At 51.6% G+C, this 14825-nt stretch carries 14 protein-coding genes; 8 read left to right on the forward strand and 6 right to left on the reverse strand.

Annotation, left to right across the window (positions count from 1 at the left end; genetic code table 11):
- Positions 1-173: 173 nt before the first annotated feature.
- Entirely contained in the window at positions 174-887 is a 714-nt protein-coding gene (gene pgl, locus FHR87_RS11335) for a 6-phosphogluconolactonase (protein ID WP_183166846.1), read from the reverse strand.
- A 289-nt stretch (positions 888-1176) separates the two neighbouring features.
- Here pgl and FHR87_RS11340 point away from each other — a divergent pair, with 289 nt between their 5' ends.
- The 3 genes from FHR87_RS11340 (at position 1177) to FHR87_RS11350 (ending at position 3801) form a co-directional block, all read left to right on the forward strand.
- Positions 1177-1872 (forward strand): glutathione binding-like protein, encoded by a 696-nt coding sequence (locus tag FHR87_RS11340; RefSeq protein WP_183166847.1) that lies wholly within the window; start codon positions 1177-1179, stop codon positions 1870-1872.
- Between the two features lie 138 nt (positions 1873-2010).
- Positions 2011-3003 (forward strand): L,D-transpeptidase family protein, encoded by a 993-nt coding sequence (locus FHR87_RS11345; protein WP_183166848.1) that lies wholly within the window; start codon positions 2011-2013, stop codon positions 3001-3003.
- Between the two features lie 267 nt (positions 3004-3270).
- Positions 3271-3801, forward strand: coding sequence for a flavodoxin (locus FHR87_RS11350; RefSeq protein WP_183166849.1), 531 nt, complete (start codon positions 3271-3273; stop codon positions 3799-3801).
- A 93-nt stretch (positions 3802-3894) separates the two neighbouring features.
- On the opposite strand, the gene cspD is transcribed toward FHR87_RS11350, so the two are convergent.
- Positions 3895-4149 (reverse strand): cold shock domain-containing protein CspD, encoded by a 255-nt coding sequence (gene cspD / locus FHR87_RS11355; protein WP_183166850.1) that lies wholly within the window; start codon positions 4147-4149, stop codon positions 3895-3897.
- A gap of 242 nt (positions 4150-4391) precedes the next feature.
- Here cspD and clpS point away from each other — a divergent pair, with 242 nt between their 5' ends.
- Both clpS and clpA read left to right on the forward strand, forming a co-directional pair.
- Positions 4392-4757 (forward strand): ATP-dependent Clp protease adapter ClpS, encoded by a 366-nt coding sequence (gene clpS / locus FHR87_RS11360; RefSeq protein ID WP_183166851.1) that lies wholly within the window; start codon positions 4392-4394, stop codon positions 4755-4757.
- A gap of 29 nt (positions 4758-4786) precedes the next feature.
- Positions 4787-7057 carry an ATP-dependent Clp protease ATP-binding subunit ClpA gene (gene clpA / locus FHR87_RS11365; protein ID WP_183166852.1) on the forward strand — a complete coding sequence of 757 codons (2271 nt, stop codon included), beginning with the start codon at positions 4787-4789 and terminating at the stop codon, positions 7055-7057.
- Between the two features lie 55 nt (positions 7058-7112).
- Here the strand turns inward: clpA and infA are convergent, their stop codons facing one another.
- From infA to trxB, 4 genes are all read right to left on the reverse strand, one after another.
- Complete coding sequence (gene infA, locus FHR87_RS11370) at positions 7113-7331, reverse strand: translation initiation factor IF-1 (protein ID WP_002553999.1); 219 nt, start codon at positions 7329-7331, stop codon at positions 7113-7115.
- A 99-nt stretch (positions 7332-7430) separates the two neighbouring features.
- Positions 7431-8138, reverse strand: a complete 708-nt coding sequence (locus FHR87_RS11375; protein ID WP_183166853.1) for an arginyltransferase — start codon at positions 8136-8138, stop codon at positions 7431-7433.
- Between the two features lie 125 nt (positions 8139-8263).
- Entirely contained in the window at positions 8264-8947 is a 684-nt protein-coding gene (aat, locus tag FHR87_RS11380) for a leucyl/phenylalanyl-tRNA--protein transferase (RefSeq protein WP_183166931.1), read from the reverse strand.
- A 7-nt stretch (positions 8948-8954) separates the two neighbouring features.
- Complete coding sequence (gene trxB / locus FHR87_RS11385; protein WP_183166854.1) at positions 8955-9923, reverse strand: thioredoxin-disulfide reductase; 969 nt, start codon at positions 9921-9923, stop codon at positions 8955-8957.
- Between the two features lie 202 nt (positions 9924-10125).
- On the opposite strand from trxB, the gene FHR87_RS11390 reads away from it, so the two are divergent.
- From FHR87_RS11390 to FHR87_RS11400, 3 genes are read left to right on the forward strand one after another with little or no spacing between them, the layout of a single operon-like run.
- Entirely contained in the window at positions 10126-12639 is a 2514-nt protein-coding gene (locus FHR87_RS11390; protein ID WP_183166855.1) for a DNA translocase FtsK, read from the forward strand.
- Between the two features lie 15 nt (positions 12640-12654).
- The gene (gene lolA, locus FHR87_RS11395) at positions 12655-13281 is read left to right on the forward strand and encodes an outer membrane lipoprotein periplasmic chaperone LolA (protein WP_183166856.1); all 627 of its coding nucleotides are present in this window, start codon (positions 12655-12657) and stop codon (positions 13279-13281) included.
- Positions 13282-13332: 51 nt separating this feature from the next.
- Complete coding sequence (locus FHR87_RS11400) at positions 13333-14658, forward strand: replication-associated recombination protein A (protein ID WP_183166857.1); 1326 nt, start codon at positions 13333-13335, stop codon at positions 14656-14658.
- Positions 14659-14825 lie beyond the last annotated feature (167 nt).

Genomic DNA, 14825 nt, shown 5'->3' on the forward strand with positions numbered 1-14825 from the left:
AAGGCTTCGCGCATGCTGAAGTGGTGCAGGCTTTGGCGGTGATCGTGCAGGGCTTTCCAGGAGGGCAGGCCGGTGACGTCGAGCGGATTCTGGTAGTAACTCATGGAGAAGGGCTTCCTTTGTTCGTCTTGTTATCGGTGTTGCACGACTAACGCTTGGCAAGGGTGGCTACGTCAAGGGCACCAGTAGATTTCCAGAGGCTGATCCAGAAACGCACGAATGGGCATTTGCAGGGGATCGCTACGCAGGGCCTGACGCAAGGTTTCCAGCTTGGCGCTGCCCTGGATGGCCAGATAGCGGCGACGTGCCGAAGCCAGAACAGGATAGCTCAGGCTAATGCGCTCATAGGGTGCAACTGGTGCTCGCATCGGTACGCAGGAATCCAGGCATTGGCTGTCGAGTGCAGCGGCCAAGCCGGGATTGCCGGGAAACAGAGATGCGGTATGTCCATCTTCACCCATGCCTAGCACTACCACGTCGATAGGACGGCGTAGCTCGTTTATCGACTGTCCGGACAGTCGGGCAGCTTCTTCATGAGTGGGCGCTTCACGATAGAGGCCGACGAAGGTTGCCGCTGCTGCTTGGTTGCGCAGCAGGTATTGACGCACCAATGCTTCGTTGCTGTCTGCTTGGTCGACTGGCACCCGGCGCTCGTCGACCAGACCGATCTGGACGTGGCTCCAATCCAGAGGGCGACTGGATAGAGCTTCGAAGAAGGCGATAGGACTGCGTCCACCGGAAACCAGCAGACTGGCAACACCACTTGCTTCGATAGCAGCGCTCAGGGTGCCGGCTACGTCATCGGCCAGCTGCGTCGCTAGCCGAGTGGCGTCGGTCAATTCGTGGGTGCATATTTCTTTGGGCAGATCGAGATCGGAAATCGTCATGCCGAAGCCTCTTGCAGTGGAAGCTGCCTGATTATTGTTAACGAGAGAACTGCTGCCTAATAAAACATTGATGAAACGTTTCATCAAGTTTTTGTTATTTGTTTGGACTGAAAGCTTCATTACCGATGAGCCTATTGGCGATGCTGTGGGCAATAGGAAATGCTCATATTGATAGGGCGATAAATGGTCGGTTGTGCTCGATAGTGTGACTATTCGAAGAAGGGATGTTCTACGCTTTTCAGGATCGAATCTGCGTATTACCCACCGACTGATCGAACAGGTGAATGCCATGCTCAAGCTTTTCTACTGGACGACACCCAATGGCCACAAGCCGGTCCTCTTTCTCGAAGAAACCGGACTTCCTTATGAAGTGGTTCCAGTCAATATTTCCAAAGGAGAACAGTTCAATCCTGATTTTCTGAAGATAGCGCCCAATAATCGAATTCCCGCATTAGTCGATCTTGAGCCGATTGGAGGCAAAGAGCCGCTATCTTTGTTCGAATCTGGCGCAATTCTATTGTATTTGGCCGAAAAGACCGGACAGTTCATTTCCGGCAATATTTACCAGCGTGCCGAAGTGCTGCAATGGCTCTTTTGGCAAATGGGTGGCCTCGGACCGATGGCGGGACAGAATCATCACTTTGTGCAATATGCGCCGGAGAAGATTCCTTACGCGATCAAGCGCTACGTAGATGAAACCAATCGGCTCTATGGCGTGCTGGATCGGCGCCTGGCGGATCGCGAATTCGTTGCCGGTGGTGACTACAGTATTGCCGACATGGCGATCTATCCTTGGATTGTGCCTTATCAAAGTCAGCAACAGGATCTCAACGATTTTCCTCACCTGAAGCGTTGGTTTGAAACCATCAAGGTGCGGCCAGCAACTGTCCGAGCTTATGACCTGGCTAACCGAGTCAACCAGAATTCTACGGTATCACCAGAGTCCAGATCGATCTTGTTCGGACAAACGTCTCGTCGGAAGTAAAGCGTCTCAATGGGTAAAATTTAGACGCAGTTGGCTTAATGCAGGCGAATACCTCAACCCAACAGCTCTAGCGCAGTAAAATGGATCATCGAAAACCGTTTGTAGAAATTATCCGTGATCCATCGTGGAGTTTGCTTGATGAGTAGCCTTTCAGCAGGAGTTCAAGTGATATCGCCTCGTATCGCTGCACTTTCTTCCATCCTGCTACTAGTCGGAACATGTCTGGCCGGTCAGGTCGCTGCGCTGGAACTGCCGCTGCCGCCGCCGGGCGAGGATTTAGTCGGCACAGCCCAGGTCATCGATGCCAAGTATGAGGATACGTTCGCTTCGCTCGGCGAAGTCTACGATCTGGGCTATACGGAGATGCTGGCGGCCAACCCCAAGGTCGATCCCTGGCTGCCGGGCGTCGGCACCAAGATCCTGATACCGACGCGCTTCATTCTGCCTTCCGGGCCTCGTGAAGGCGTGGTAATCAATCTGGCCGAGTATCGCCTCTATTATTTTCCCAAGGACAAACCGGTGGTTTACACCTATCCGATCGGTATAGGTCGCGAAGGTTGGGAATCACCGGTTTCGACTACTAGGATTGCCGGTAAGGTCGCCAATCCGGCTTGGTATCCACCAGAATCGATCCGTGCAGAGCATGCCGCCGATGGCGATCCTTTACCAAAGATCGTCCCGCCAGGGCCGGATAATCCGTTGGGGCCATTCAAGTTGCAGCTGGGGTTGGCTGGTTATCTGATCCATGGTTCCAATAAACGCTTTGGTATCGGTACGCAAACCAGTCATGGTTGCTTTCGTTTGTATAACTTTGATATCGAAGAATTGTTCGGCCTGATTCCCGTTGGTACGCCGGTGCGCATCGTCAACGAGCCTTACAAGTATGGACGTAGTCAAAATCTGCTTTATCTGGAAGCACATGCACCACTGAACCGTGCCAACGATCCCTCTCAGACGGATCTGCAGAATCAGGCGGTCAATGCCTTGCTCAAACGCAGCGAGGCTGACCACAACCTATATGTGAATCTGGAGAAGGTTCGCGAAGCGGTGAATGCCGAAACAGGTGTTCCGGCGGAAGTCGCACAGCCGACGGAATACATCGATGTCCAGGCCAGTGAGTATCCGCACTGACGGATACCATTGAGAGTGTATGAAGCGGTTTTCTGTGCGCGACTATTACCGCTTCCGCCAGTGGTTTCGGTATTGTTGCCGAGACGAAGCGATTGATCCTTGCTGGCGAAGCGGGCGTGGCGCTATGTGGCGGCACTAAAATGAGATGAGCTAACGCGACGTATTGGCCGAGTCCAATATTCATATCGGTTGCAGTATTATTTCTGGCCACGCTTGTTCGTCTTCCGAGGCAATGCGTTTCGTTACCCCCTCACAAGGAAACTAGGTATGTCAAATATTGGTATCTTCTACGGCAGTAGTTCTGGCGTAACAGGAAAAGTGGCCGAGAAGCTCGCTGAGTTGTTGGGTGAAGATCGTTGCGATCTTTACAATATGGAAGAAGATTTTGTCGATTTCGACGACATGCTGAAATACGACCACCTGTTGTTCGGTTGTTCCACTTGGGGATCGGGCGAAGTGCAGAACGATTGGCGCGATCCGTTACTGGATCTGGATAACGAAAAACCGGATTTTTCAGGCAAGACTATCGCTTTGTTTGGCGCAGGCGACTACAAGGCGCATGGTGAGCAGTTTGTCAGTGCACTTGGCGTGCTGTACGACAAGTTTAAAGCTCGCGGAGCAACTCTGGTCGGAGCTTTTCCGACCGATGGTTATACTTACGAATACTCTTTTGCTGTACGTGATGAGAAATTCGTCGGGTTGCCTTTCGACAAAATAAATGAAGCGGGCAAAACCAAGGAACGCCTTGAGCGTTGGGTTGCCATCCTCAAGGAAGAGTTTCTGCCTGCAGGCGAATAGGACGATATGAGCCTGGTGCCATCCTGATCACTTGAACAATGGCAGCCGGCCAAGATCGGCTGCCATTGCCAAAGTGAATACCGTATGTTGTCTCTAGACATCCACCATGCTTCTTTGCGAAACGGCGGGAGTTTCTCTAGTACTCTCTGCCGAACATATATTCGTCGCATGCAGACCCTTGGGTCCCTGCAGAATATCGAACATGACCGCCTGCCCAGCTTTCAGAGTCCGGTAGCCGTCCATCTGAATAGCTGAATAATGGGCGAACAGGTCTTCATCCCCGCCATCTGCTACTATGAACCCATAGCCCTTGGCGTTGTTGAACCACTTGACCTTACCGCTAAGCATGCTGTTATCCCTCTGCAAAAGACCCCATTGCTGGGGTGGTATCCACTGAATTATCAAGTTATGAAGCATGTCCGCCTGTTGGACATGACCTCCAGATTGAGGTGCCCTGGATGGTTACTATGTTTGTATCATCATGTTACTTTCAGTCAAGGCTTCTTGTCGGGTTTATCTAGCCCACCTTACATTACATTGAATATTTCATATTCGACCCCATAATTCCTGTGATGGAAAATACTGTAGCGATGCGTGCGATTTTGCCGATTCGACTAATATGCAACCAAGATCGCCCCGATGCAGACGAGGATAGCGACGGTTCTGGAGTGGCTTTGCAAGAGGCCAAGCCAGACCTTCAGGCACCTCCTCTGTATCGTGTTGTCATGTTTAATGATGATTACACGCCTATGGACTTCGTGATCGAAGTACTGGAAGGTATCTTCAACCACGACAAAGAAGTGGCTACAAAGATCATGTTGACTGTTCACACTCAAGGTAAGGCGGTCTGTGGCCTGTTCACCCGCGATGTTGCTGAAACCAAGGCAATGCAAGCGAATCAGTATGCGAGGGAGTGCCAGCATCCGTTGTTATGCGAAATTGAGAAGGATGGTTGACCCGACTGCTTGGGTAAGAGGTGAAGGTTATGTTGAACCGTGAGCTCGAAGTCACTCTGAATTTGGCTTTCAAAGAGGCACGTACCAAGCGCCATGAATTCATGACGGTTGAACACCTCTTGTTGGCTCTACTCGACAATGAAGCAGCTGCAACAGTCTTGCGTGCCTGTGGTGCGAGCTTGGATAAGCTACGCCATGACCTGCAGGAATTTATTGAATCTACAACTCCATTGATTCCTCAACATGATGAGGAGCGGGAAACCCAGCCGACTCTTGGGTTCCAGCGCGTTCTACAGCGTGCGGTATTTCATGTTCAGAGTTCCGGCAAGCGGGAAGTTACCGGAGCCAATGTGCTGGTCGCGATCTTCAGTGAACAGGAAAGCCAGGCTGTCTTTCTGTTGAAACAGCAGAATGTTGCCCGGATTGATGTCGTCAACTATATCGCCCATGGAATTTCCAAGGTTCCTGGACAATCCAGCAACTCTGACAACGAGCCTGATGTGCAGGAAGAGGAAAACAATGAAGCCGCTTCCGCAAATCAACCGCTCGATACCTATGCCAGTAATCTGAACGAGCAGGCCCGCCAGGGGCGTATCGACCCGTTGGTTGGTCGCGAGCGTGAAGTCGAACGCGTTACCCAGGTACTTGCCCGTCGTCGCAAGAATAACCCGCTGTTGGTTGGCGAGGCTGGGGTAGGGAAAACAGCTATTGCCGAAGGGTTGGCCAAGCGAATAGTCGATAAGCAGGTCCCGGAGTTGCTTGCGGAAAGCGTAGTCTATTCTCTGGATATGGGGGCCTTGCTAGCAGGCACCAAATATCGTGGCGACTTCGAAAAACGTTTTAAAGCTCTCTTGAATGAGCTGCGCAAGCGTCCACACGCAATTCTTTTCATCGATGAAATACACACGATCATTGGTGCTGGAGCTGCTTCAGGTGGAGTTATGGATGCATCCAACTTGCTCAAGCCGCTACTCTCTTCTGGTGAAATCCGCTGCATAGGTTCCACTACCTTTCAAGAATACAGAGGCATTTTCGAAAAAGATCGTGCCTTGGCTCGTCGCTTCCAGAAAATCGACGTAGTCGAACCTTCGGTAGAAGATACTATTGGTATTTTGAGAGGGTTGAAGTCTCGTTTCGAGCAGCATCATGGTATCGAATATAGTGATGAATCCTTGCAGGCTGCAGCAGAACTGGCTTCTCGGTATATCAATGACCGACACATGCCAGACAAGGCCATTGATGTAATCGACGAAGCTGGTGCTTTCCAGCGTCTGTTGCCAGCGGCGGATCGGGCCAAGTGTATCGATGTATCCCAAGTCGAGGATATCGTAGCGAAAATTGCGCGTATCCCACCAAAACACGTCAATAGTTCAGATAAGGAACTGCTGCGTAATCTGGAGCGTGATCTCAAACTCACAGTCTTTGGCCAGGACGAAGCAATCGACTCTCTTGCAACTGCAATTAAATTGTCGAGAGCAGGGCTCAAGGCTCCGGATAAGCCAGTTGGGTCCTTTTTGTTTGCCGGTCCTACCGGCGTTGGCAAGACCGAGGCTGCACGCCAGCTTTCCAAGGCCCTTGGGGTGGAGCTGATTCGCTTCGATATGTCCGAGTATATGGAGCGTCATACAGTGTCGCGCCTGATTGGTGCTCCTCCTGGATACGTTGGTTTCGACCAAGGGGGATTGCTGACCGAAGCTGTTACCAAGACACCCCATTGTGTTCTTCTGCTCGATGAAATCGAAAAGGCACACCCGGAAGTCTTCAATTTGCTTTTACAGGTCATGGATCACGGCACTTTGACCGATAACAACGGACGTAAGGCTGATTTTCGTAACATCATCCTGATCATGACCACCAATGCGGGCGCTGAAATCGCATCACGTGCTTCAATAGGTTTTACTAAGCAGGATCACAGCACGGATGCGATGGAGGTAATCAAGAAGAGCTTTACGCCAGAGTTCCGCAATCGGTTGGATGCTGTCATCCAGTTTGGTCGTTTGAGTCATGAGGTGATCAAGAGCATTGTCGACAAGTTTCTTGTTGAGCTGCAGGCTCAGCTTGAAGACAAGCATGTAATGCTGGAGGTGACCAACGTGGCGCGAGGATGGCTGGCCGAGCGAGGTTATGATGCCCAGATGGGAGCTCGTCCAATGGCTCGATTGATTCAGGAAAAGATCAAGCGGCCTTTGGCTGAAGAAATACTGTTTGGCGATCTTTCAGAGCATGGTGGAGTGGTACACATCGATATTAAGGACGATGATCTGGTTTTCGATTTTGAAACAGCTACTGAAATGGCCTGATATGACAAGCCCAATAAAAAGCCCAGCATATGCTGGGCTTTTTATTATCTGCAAATCAGCGTGCACGATAGGTTATGCGCCCCTTGCTCAAATCGTAGGGGGTCAACTCCACCCGAACCTTATCACCAGTAAGAATTCGAATATAGTTCTTGCGCATCTTTCCAGAAATATGTGCAGTAACGACGTGCCCATTTTCCAACTCCACACGAAACATGGTGTTGGGTAGGGTGTCGACGACAGTACCTTCCATTTCGAAGCTGTCTTCTTTCGACATGCAGTAGGGTCCTCGGTATCGAATGATTATCCAAGCTTACTTTCAGGGCTTGAAAAACGCGCAGTATTTTGCCTGATTATAAAAGCCAAGGCCAATTTTTCAGGTCAGCTTGATCCAGCGCTGATTGATCAAAAGTTCAATAGGGCGATATTCGGTCTTGTAGTTCATCTTGCGGCAATTTTTGATCCAGTATCCTAGGTATACAGCTTTCAAGCGGAGGCGTGCGGCTTCGCGGACTTGCCAGAGAATAGCGTAGCGACCAAGGCTGCGACGCTCCTCGTCAGGATCGTAAAAGGTATAAACTGCTGAGAGCCCATTCGGCAGAACATCGGTTACCGAAACAGCAAGCAGTTTTCCTTCATGGCGAAACTCATAAAAGAAGGAAAATGGCAGTTCTCTGACCAAAAAGGTATTGAATTGATCCTTGCTGGGGGGGTACATATCGCCATCAGCATGCCGCTTCTCGATATAGTAGGCATAGAGCGAATAATATTCTTCAGTGAATACTGGGCGTACAGCTTTCACCTGAAGATCGGTGTTTCGCTTGAGAATGCGTTTTTGCTGACGATTGAGAACAAGGCTGGCCGAGGGGATCCTGGCTGGAATACAAGCAGTGCAGCTTTGGCAATGAGGCCGATAAAGGTGATCGCCACTTCGCCGAAAACCTATTTCGGAAAGATTTGCATAGACATTTGTATCCATGGGTTGGCTAGGATCCAGAAATAGGGTCGTAGCTTGCTCGTCCGGCAAGTAGCTGCAGACATGCGGCTGTGTCGCATAAAATTTGAGGCGAGCCAGTGAAGTCATGGTCAACCCTCGAACCTTTTCCAAAGCAGTTTAAGCCAGCTGGCAGATGACGACTAGAGAAAGCCTGCCATGCCCGTATTGGCGTCGACATGATAAGTCGGATTCGATCGTAATAAGCATTTCATTCAACGAAGCTTCCAGTTGCTTTCTCCGGGTTTTCCCAGATATTCATTCAGTACACACTTGAATTGACCGCGCGAAATCGAGCGAGCTCCGAAGCTAGTCAGATGCTGCGTATGCATCTGACAATCGACCAGCATAAAACCTCTCGCCTTTAGGTATTCAATCAGGGCTACGAATCCAACTTTTGACGCATCGTTAGCTCGGCTGAACATCGATTCGCCAAAAAAAAGCTGCCCCATCGCCAAACCATACAAGCCTCCGACAAGGCGATCTTCTTGCCAAACTTCGACGGAATGCGCTATCCCCATTTCGTGTAGTTGCTGATAGGCGACTTGCATTGCGTCGGTTATCCAGGTTCCATTGGTATAGTTACGTGGTCCCGCGCATTCGCAAATGACTTCGCTGAATGACTGATCAAAACTGACTTGGTAGCTTCCGCTGCGAATACGCTTGCTCAGGCTGCGAGAGATATGCAATTCGTCAAGGCCCAAGACAGTTCGAGGGTCTGGAGACCACCACATCAACGGCTGTCCTTCCTGATACCAAGGAAAGCAGCCGTGCCGGTAAGCAGCAATGAGTCGCTCTGGAGACAGATCACCGCCGGCTGCAAGCAGGCCATTGGGTTCGGCCAAGGCTGCTTCCAGCGGTGGAAAATGTAGGTCGTTGCATTTTAACCAAGTTAGCATAGGATTTTCAGGATAAGGAGTGCGGAAGAATGCCATCCAAGTAGCGCTCTGCATCCAATGCCGCCATGCATCCAGCACCCGCAGAGGTAATAGCCTGGCGGTAGACATGATCGGCTATATCACCTGCGGCAAACACGCCTTCTATGCTGGTACCGGTGGCGTTGCCTTCGCTGCCCCCTTTTATCTTGAGGTAGCCATCCTTCATTTCAAGCTGATTGTGGAACAATTCGCTATTCGGTTTGTGCCCAATGGCAATGAATACACCGGTCAGCTCGAGTTTCTGTTCCTGTCCATGCCCAGTGCTTTTCAGACGAATTCCAGTGACGCCGCTGGCGTCGCCAAGTACTTCTTCGAGCGTATGGTTCCAGTGCACGCGTATATTGCCACTAGCAACTTTCTCGCGAAGCTTGTCCTGCAGAATTTTTTCGGCGCGCAGTTTGTCACGGCGATGTACCAGGTGGACTTCCTTGGCTATGTTCGCCAGATACAAAGCTTCTTCGACAGCTGTATTGCCGCCACCAATGACAGCGACGATCTGATTGCGATAAAAGAATCCGTCGCAAGTAGCGCAGGCTGAAACACCTCGTCCTGCGAAAACCTCTTCCGATGGCAGGCCCAAATATTGTGCGGATGCGCCGGTGGCAATGATCAGTGCGTCACAAGTATAGGTAGCGCTATCGCCTTCGAGGACGAAAGGGCGTTGCTGCAGCTTGGCTGTATGGATGTGATCGTGAACGATTTCTGTAGCGAAGCGCTCGGCGTGCGCCTGCATGCGCTCCATTAGGCCCGGTCCAGTCAGCCCCTCGGTGTCGCCAGGCCAATTATCCACTTCCGTTGTAGTTGTCAGTTGGCCGCCGGGCTGGATGCCGGTAATGACTACCGGTTTGAGATTGGCGCGAGCTGCGTAGACGGCAGCAGTATAGCCGGCGGGGCCCGAACCGAGGATGATCAGTCGAGAATGCTTGACTTCATTCATTGAAAAAGCCTCATAACCATTTGTCGCAAACTGATGGAACTTGCCCTGATCGAGCATTCGTCAAACTTGCCGGGTATGCTACACCGAAGCCTGGTAAACCCCTAATTGCAGGGAACCGACCTGACGTAAAATCGACAACCTCGTACAATACCTAGTCCCGGACAGTAGATCTGAAGCGTCGAAGACGCAGGAAGCACGTGTTTTGAAGAAGTCCTCTCCCAGTACATCCGTGTCGGCACTCGACTGGCAGCAGCAATTGCAGTATCGCCTGAAAGAAGGAGCGCTGATCATTCTGAGCGCTTTGTGCGCTTACCTCTGGATGGCTTTGCTATCCTACGACCCGGCTGATCCTGGCTGGACTCATACTGGCAAGGCCGATCAGGTTCACAATGCTGCTGGGCGGACAGGGGCATGGTTCGCGGATATTCTTTTCATGGCTCTGGGATATTTCGCTTATCTCTTCCCTATATTGCTGATGTTCAAAGCTTGGCAGATGTTTCGTATTCGCCATCAGTCATGGCAGTGGAATGGCTGGCTGTATTCCTGGCGGCTGGTCGGACTGATATTTCTGATTCTTTCCGGAACTGCGTTGGCCACCATTCATTTTGGCTCCACTAGTCCGCATATGTCTGCGTCGGCAGGTGGGGCTCTGGGAGAGAGCCTCGGTCGATTAGCGGAAAATGCTTTCAATATTCAAGGCAGCACTTTGCTGTTCATCACGTTGTTTCTGTTCGGGTTGACAGTCTTTTCCGATATTTCCTGGTTCAAAGTGATGGATATGACCGGGAAATTTACGCTTGATCTTTGCGAGCTGGTTTTTGGGTTTTTCAGCCGCTGGCGTTTGGCCAGGAGCGAACGCAGGCAACTGCTTGCAAAATTGAAAGCTGCCGATGTGGCGATAGACGACGAACCTCTTCCTGTCGTTTCCAGACAAGAACGTGGTCGAGCCAGGAAGCCTGTGGTCGAGACCTTTGATGAAGAGAATTTCGCTTTCTTCGAAGATGAAGAGCTGTTGCCATTGCCACCGGCCAAACCTGTACCAGAACGCGAACTACCGCGTCCTGCTCCAATCATTCAGCCGCCGGCGGCTACCGTTGTTGCTCCTGTCGTACCGAAGCCTGTCGAAGTGTCCATGCCGGTTGAGACATCCAGGCCGGTCGCGGCTATCAAGAATTTCTGGAATAAAAAGCCATCAGCGCCATCTATCGATATAGATATCGAAGGTGCTTTACCACCTCTTTCACTGCTTGATCCCGCTGAAAAACAGCAGAAGCAGTATTCGCCTGAAGTATTGGAGAACATGTCCCGTCTGCTCGAAATCAAGCTCAAGGAGTTTGGTGTCGAGGTTATAGTGGAAAGCGTTCATCCAGGTCCGGTTATTACCCGTTTCGAGATCCAGCCGGCACCAGGCGTCAAGGTTAGCCGTATTTCCAACCTGGCCAAGGATCTGGCACGTTCTCTTGCAGTAATCAGTGTTCGGGTCGTGGAAGTTATTCCTGGTAAAACCACTGTAGGTATCGAAATCCCTAATGAGGATCGGCAGATTGTTCATTTCTCGGAGGTTCTATCTTCCGAAGCCTATGACGAAGCAAAGTCTTCTATCACGATAGCTCTGGGCCATGATATTGGTGGCCAGCCAATCATCACCGATCTGGCCAAGATGCCGCATCTGCTTGTTGCCGGCACGACCGGTTCGGGCAAGTCGGTAGGGGTCAACGCTATGATTCTTTCGATCCTGTTCAAGTCGACGCCGGAAGAGGCCAGGCTGATCATGATCGACCCCAAGATGCTGGAGTTATCCATTTACGAAGGTATCCCGCATTTGCTCTGTCCGGTGGTCACCGATATGAAAGAGGCGGCCAATGCCTTGCGTTGGAGCGTCGCCGAGATGGAACGGCGCTACAAACTGATGGCGGCAATGGGAGTGCGCAACCTTACCGGATTCAACCGCAAAGTGAGCGAGGCGGAAGAGGCAGGACAGCCTTTGACCGACCCTCTGTACCGGCGCGAAAGTATGGATGACGAGGCGCCGTTGCTGAAGCAATTACCGACTATTGTGGTGATCGTCGATGAATTTGCCGACATGATGATGATTGTCGGGAAAAAAGTGGAAGAGCTTATCGCACGTATTGCCCAGAAAGCGCGGGCCGCTGGGATCCATCTGATTTTGGCCACCCAGCGACCTTCTGTGGATGTCATTACTGGTCTGATCAAGGCCAACATTCCTACTCGGATTGCCTTCCAGGTTTCAAGCAAGATCGACTCGCGGACGATTCTGGATCAAGGCGGGGCAGAACAATTGCTTGGGCATGGTGACATGTTGTATTTACCGCCAGGAACCGGTCTGCCGATTCGAGTTCATGGCGCCTTCGTTTCGGATGATGAAGTGCACCGAGTCGTCGAGGCCTGGAAAGCCCGCGGCGCACCGGACTATATCGAAGATATCCTGTCCAGCGCGGATGAATCCTCCGGCGGCTTCGATAGTGGTGGCAGCGATGGTGGAGAGGGTAGTGAAGAAGATCCTCTGTATGACGAAGCAGTACGTTTCGTTACCGAAAGTCGCCGTGCCTCCATCTCGGCGGTGCAACGCAAACTCAAGATCGGTTACAACCGGGCCGCGCGGATGATCGAGGCCATGGAAGTGGCTGGTGTGGTGACCTCGATGAATACCAACGGCTCGCGTGAAGTCATTGCGCCGGCTCCTATGCGAGACTGATTCGTGAAAAACCCTATGTTCCTGCTACGTTTGCTGCTGTTGCCAGTATTGTTGTCGATTGCTTCGCTGGGGCATGCCCAGCAGGCAGGATCCGTCGAGCGCCTTACTCAATTGTTGAGCCAGGCCGAAACCATGACTGGGCGCTTTTCCCAGCTATCGCTCGACGGTAGCGGTACTCGATTGCAGGAAACTTCCGGTGAGCTTGTTCTGAAGCGTCCTGGTCAGTTTCGCTGGCATACCGATAAACCAATGGAACAGTTGCTGGTTTCCAATGGCGAAAAAGTCTGGTTGTTCGATCCCGATCTCGAACAAGTTACTATCCGCAAGCTGGATCAGCGTCAGACCCATACGCCTGCCCTGTTGCTTTCGGGCGATGTATCCACGATCAGCCAGAATTTCAGCGTAAGTCACAAGCAGACAGGCGAAGTAATTGAATTCACCTTGAAGCCCAAGGCCAAGGATACGTTGTTCGATAGCCTGCACCTGACATTCCGCAACGGCGTGGTCAACGATATGCAACTGATCGATGGCGTCGGCCAGCGAACCAATATCCTGTTTTCCGGCATAAAGATGAATCAGAAGCTCAAGGCCGATACCTTTACTTTCAATATTCCACCCGGTACCGATGTGATTTCCGAATAATGGATTTCGATAATTCCTGATTGGCTCATTTTGCGAAGCGTTTTGGCTCCCATGGACCTCTTTCCTCAAGACCCTGTTACCCAACCGCTTGCCGCACGCTTACGCCCACTCAGTCTCGATGAATATTTAGGCCAGGATCATCTGCTGGCGCCAGGCAGGCCGCTACGTGAAGCCTTGCAGCAGGGTGTGTTGCATTCCATGGTTTTCTGGGGACCACCAGGCGTTGGAAAAACAACCCTGGCTCGCTTGTTGGCTGGTATTTCGAATGCACACTTCGAGACGCTTTCTGCTGTATTGGCCGGTGTCAAAGAGATTCGTCAATCTGTAGATATCGCCAAGCAACAGGCGGCTCAGTTTGGTCGGCAGACCATTCTGTTTATCGACGAGGTCCATCGTTTCAACAAGTCACAGCAAGATGCCTTCTTGCCCTATGTCGAGGATGGCACTCTGATTTTTATCGGTGCTACCACCGAAAATCCTTCTTTCGAATTGAATAATGCCTTGCTCTCGCGGGTACGTGTATATGTCCTGAAGGACTTGGATGAAAATGCGTTGCGCAAGCTTACCCTCCGTGCTCTGACCGATCCAAAGGGCTTGGGCGAGCAGAACCTGAAATTGCCGGAAGAGGGTTTGCGCGTATTACTGGCTGCCGCCGATGGTGATGGCCGGCGATTGCTCAACCTCTTGGAAAACGCTGCCGATCTGACGGAAAAAAATAGTGAAATCAGTGTGGATCTGCTCAGGGATCTGCTTGGCAACACCCGCCGCCGCTTCGATAAGGGAGGCGAAGCTTTCTATGATCAGATTTCCGCTTTGCACAAGTCTGTACGGGGCTCTGATCCGGACGCCTCGCTCTACTGGTATGCCCGGATGCTGGATGGTGGCTGTGACCCGCTTTATCTGGCCCGCCGCGTGGTACGAATGGCCAGTGAGGATATCGGCAACGCTGATCCGCGGGCACTTGGTCTTTGTCTGAATGCCTGGGATGTACAGGAGCGCCTTGGAAGTCCTGAGGGTGAGCTGGCGGTTGCCCAGGCGATTGTCTACCTCGCTTGTGCGCCGAAAAGCAATGCGGTCTACAAAGCTTTCAAGGCTGCTCGGCAGGATGTTGCCAGCAGTGGTTCGCTGGATGTGCCTTTGCATTTGCGCAATGCACCGACCGTGCTGATGAAAGAGTTAGGTTACGGTGAGCAATACCGCTATGCCCACGATGAACCGGAAGCCTACGCTGCCGGCGAAGATTACTTTCCCGAAGCATTGATGCCGCGCAGGTATTATCTGCCGACGCCGCGGGGGCTCGAATTGAAAATTCGTGAAAAACTGGAGCATCTGGCAGTACTTGATCAGGCCAGTCCCAGGCAGCGAAAGAAACCCTGATAAGTGGCTTATTAGACGCCTTTACTACATTTTCGAGCTTTTCCTTGGACGCTTCCTGCACTTGCTGGAAAGTGCAGAGGTTCTGACAGCGTTTGGCTATCTTGCTTGGTGTCAGCGTGGGGGCTGGTCCATTGGCTCCATTTGATACCTTCCCGGTTGTGAAAGCC

Origin of the sequence: Azomonas macrocytogenes (assembly GCF_014191985.1) — a bacterium.
Lineage (GTDB): Bacteria > Pseudomonadota > Gammaproteobacteria > Pseudomonadales > Pseudomonadaceae > Azomonas > Azomonas macrocytogenes.

Bases quoted from the DNA above. Each gene is read 5' to 3' on its own strand.
- cspD (WP_183166850.1), bottom strand. From the start codon at position 4,149: ATGCTTAGCGGTAAGGTCAAGTGGTTCAACAACGCCAAGGGCTATGGG.
- lolA (WP_183166856.1), top strand. From the start codon at position 12,655: ATGTTCCTGCTACGTTTGCTGCTGTTGCCAGTATTGTTGTCGATTGCT.
- clpA (WP_183166852.1), top strand. From the start codon at position 4,787: ATGTTGAACCGTGAGCTCGAAGTCACTCTGAATTTGGCTTTCAAAGAG.
- clpS (WP_183166851.1), top strand. From the start codon at position 4,392: ATGCGTGCGATTTTGCCGATTCGACTAATATGCAACCAAGATCGCCCC.
- FHR87_RS11345 (WP_183166848.1), top strand. From the start codon at position 2,011: ATGAGTAGCCTTTCAGCAGGAGTTCAAGTGATATCGCCTCGTATCGCT.
- pgl (WP_183166846.1), bottom strand. From the start codon at position 887: ATGACGATTTCCGATCTCGATCTGCCCAAAGAAATATGCACCCACGAA.
- infA (WP_002553999.1), bottom strand. From the start codon at position 7,331: ATGTCGAAAGAAGACAGCTTCGAAATGGAAGGTACTGTCGTCGACACC.
- trxB (WP_183166854.1), bottom strand. From the start codon at position 9,923: ATGAATGAAGTCAAGCATTCTCGACTGATCATCCTCGGTTCGGGCCCC.
- FHR87_RS11375 (WP_183166853.1), bottom strand. From the start codon at position 8,138: ATGACTTCACTGGCTCGCCTCAAATTTTATGCGACACAGCCGCATGTC.
- aat (WP_183166931.1), bottom strand. From the start codon at position 8,947: ATGCTAACTTGGTTAAAATGCAACGACCTACATTTTCCACCGCTGGAA.
- FHR87_RS11400 (WP_183166857.1), top strand. From the start codon at position 13,333: ATGGACCTCTTTCCTCAAGACCCTGTTACCCAACCGCTTGCCGCACGC.
- FHR87_RS11340 (WP_183166847.1), top strand. From the start codon at position 1,177: ATGCTCAAGCTTTTCTACTGGACGACACCCAATGGCCACAAGCCGGTC.
- FHR87_RS11350 (WP_183166849.1), top strand. From the start codon at position 3,271: ATGTCAAATATTGGTATCTTCTACGGCAGTAGTTCTGGCGTAACAGGA.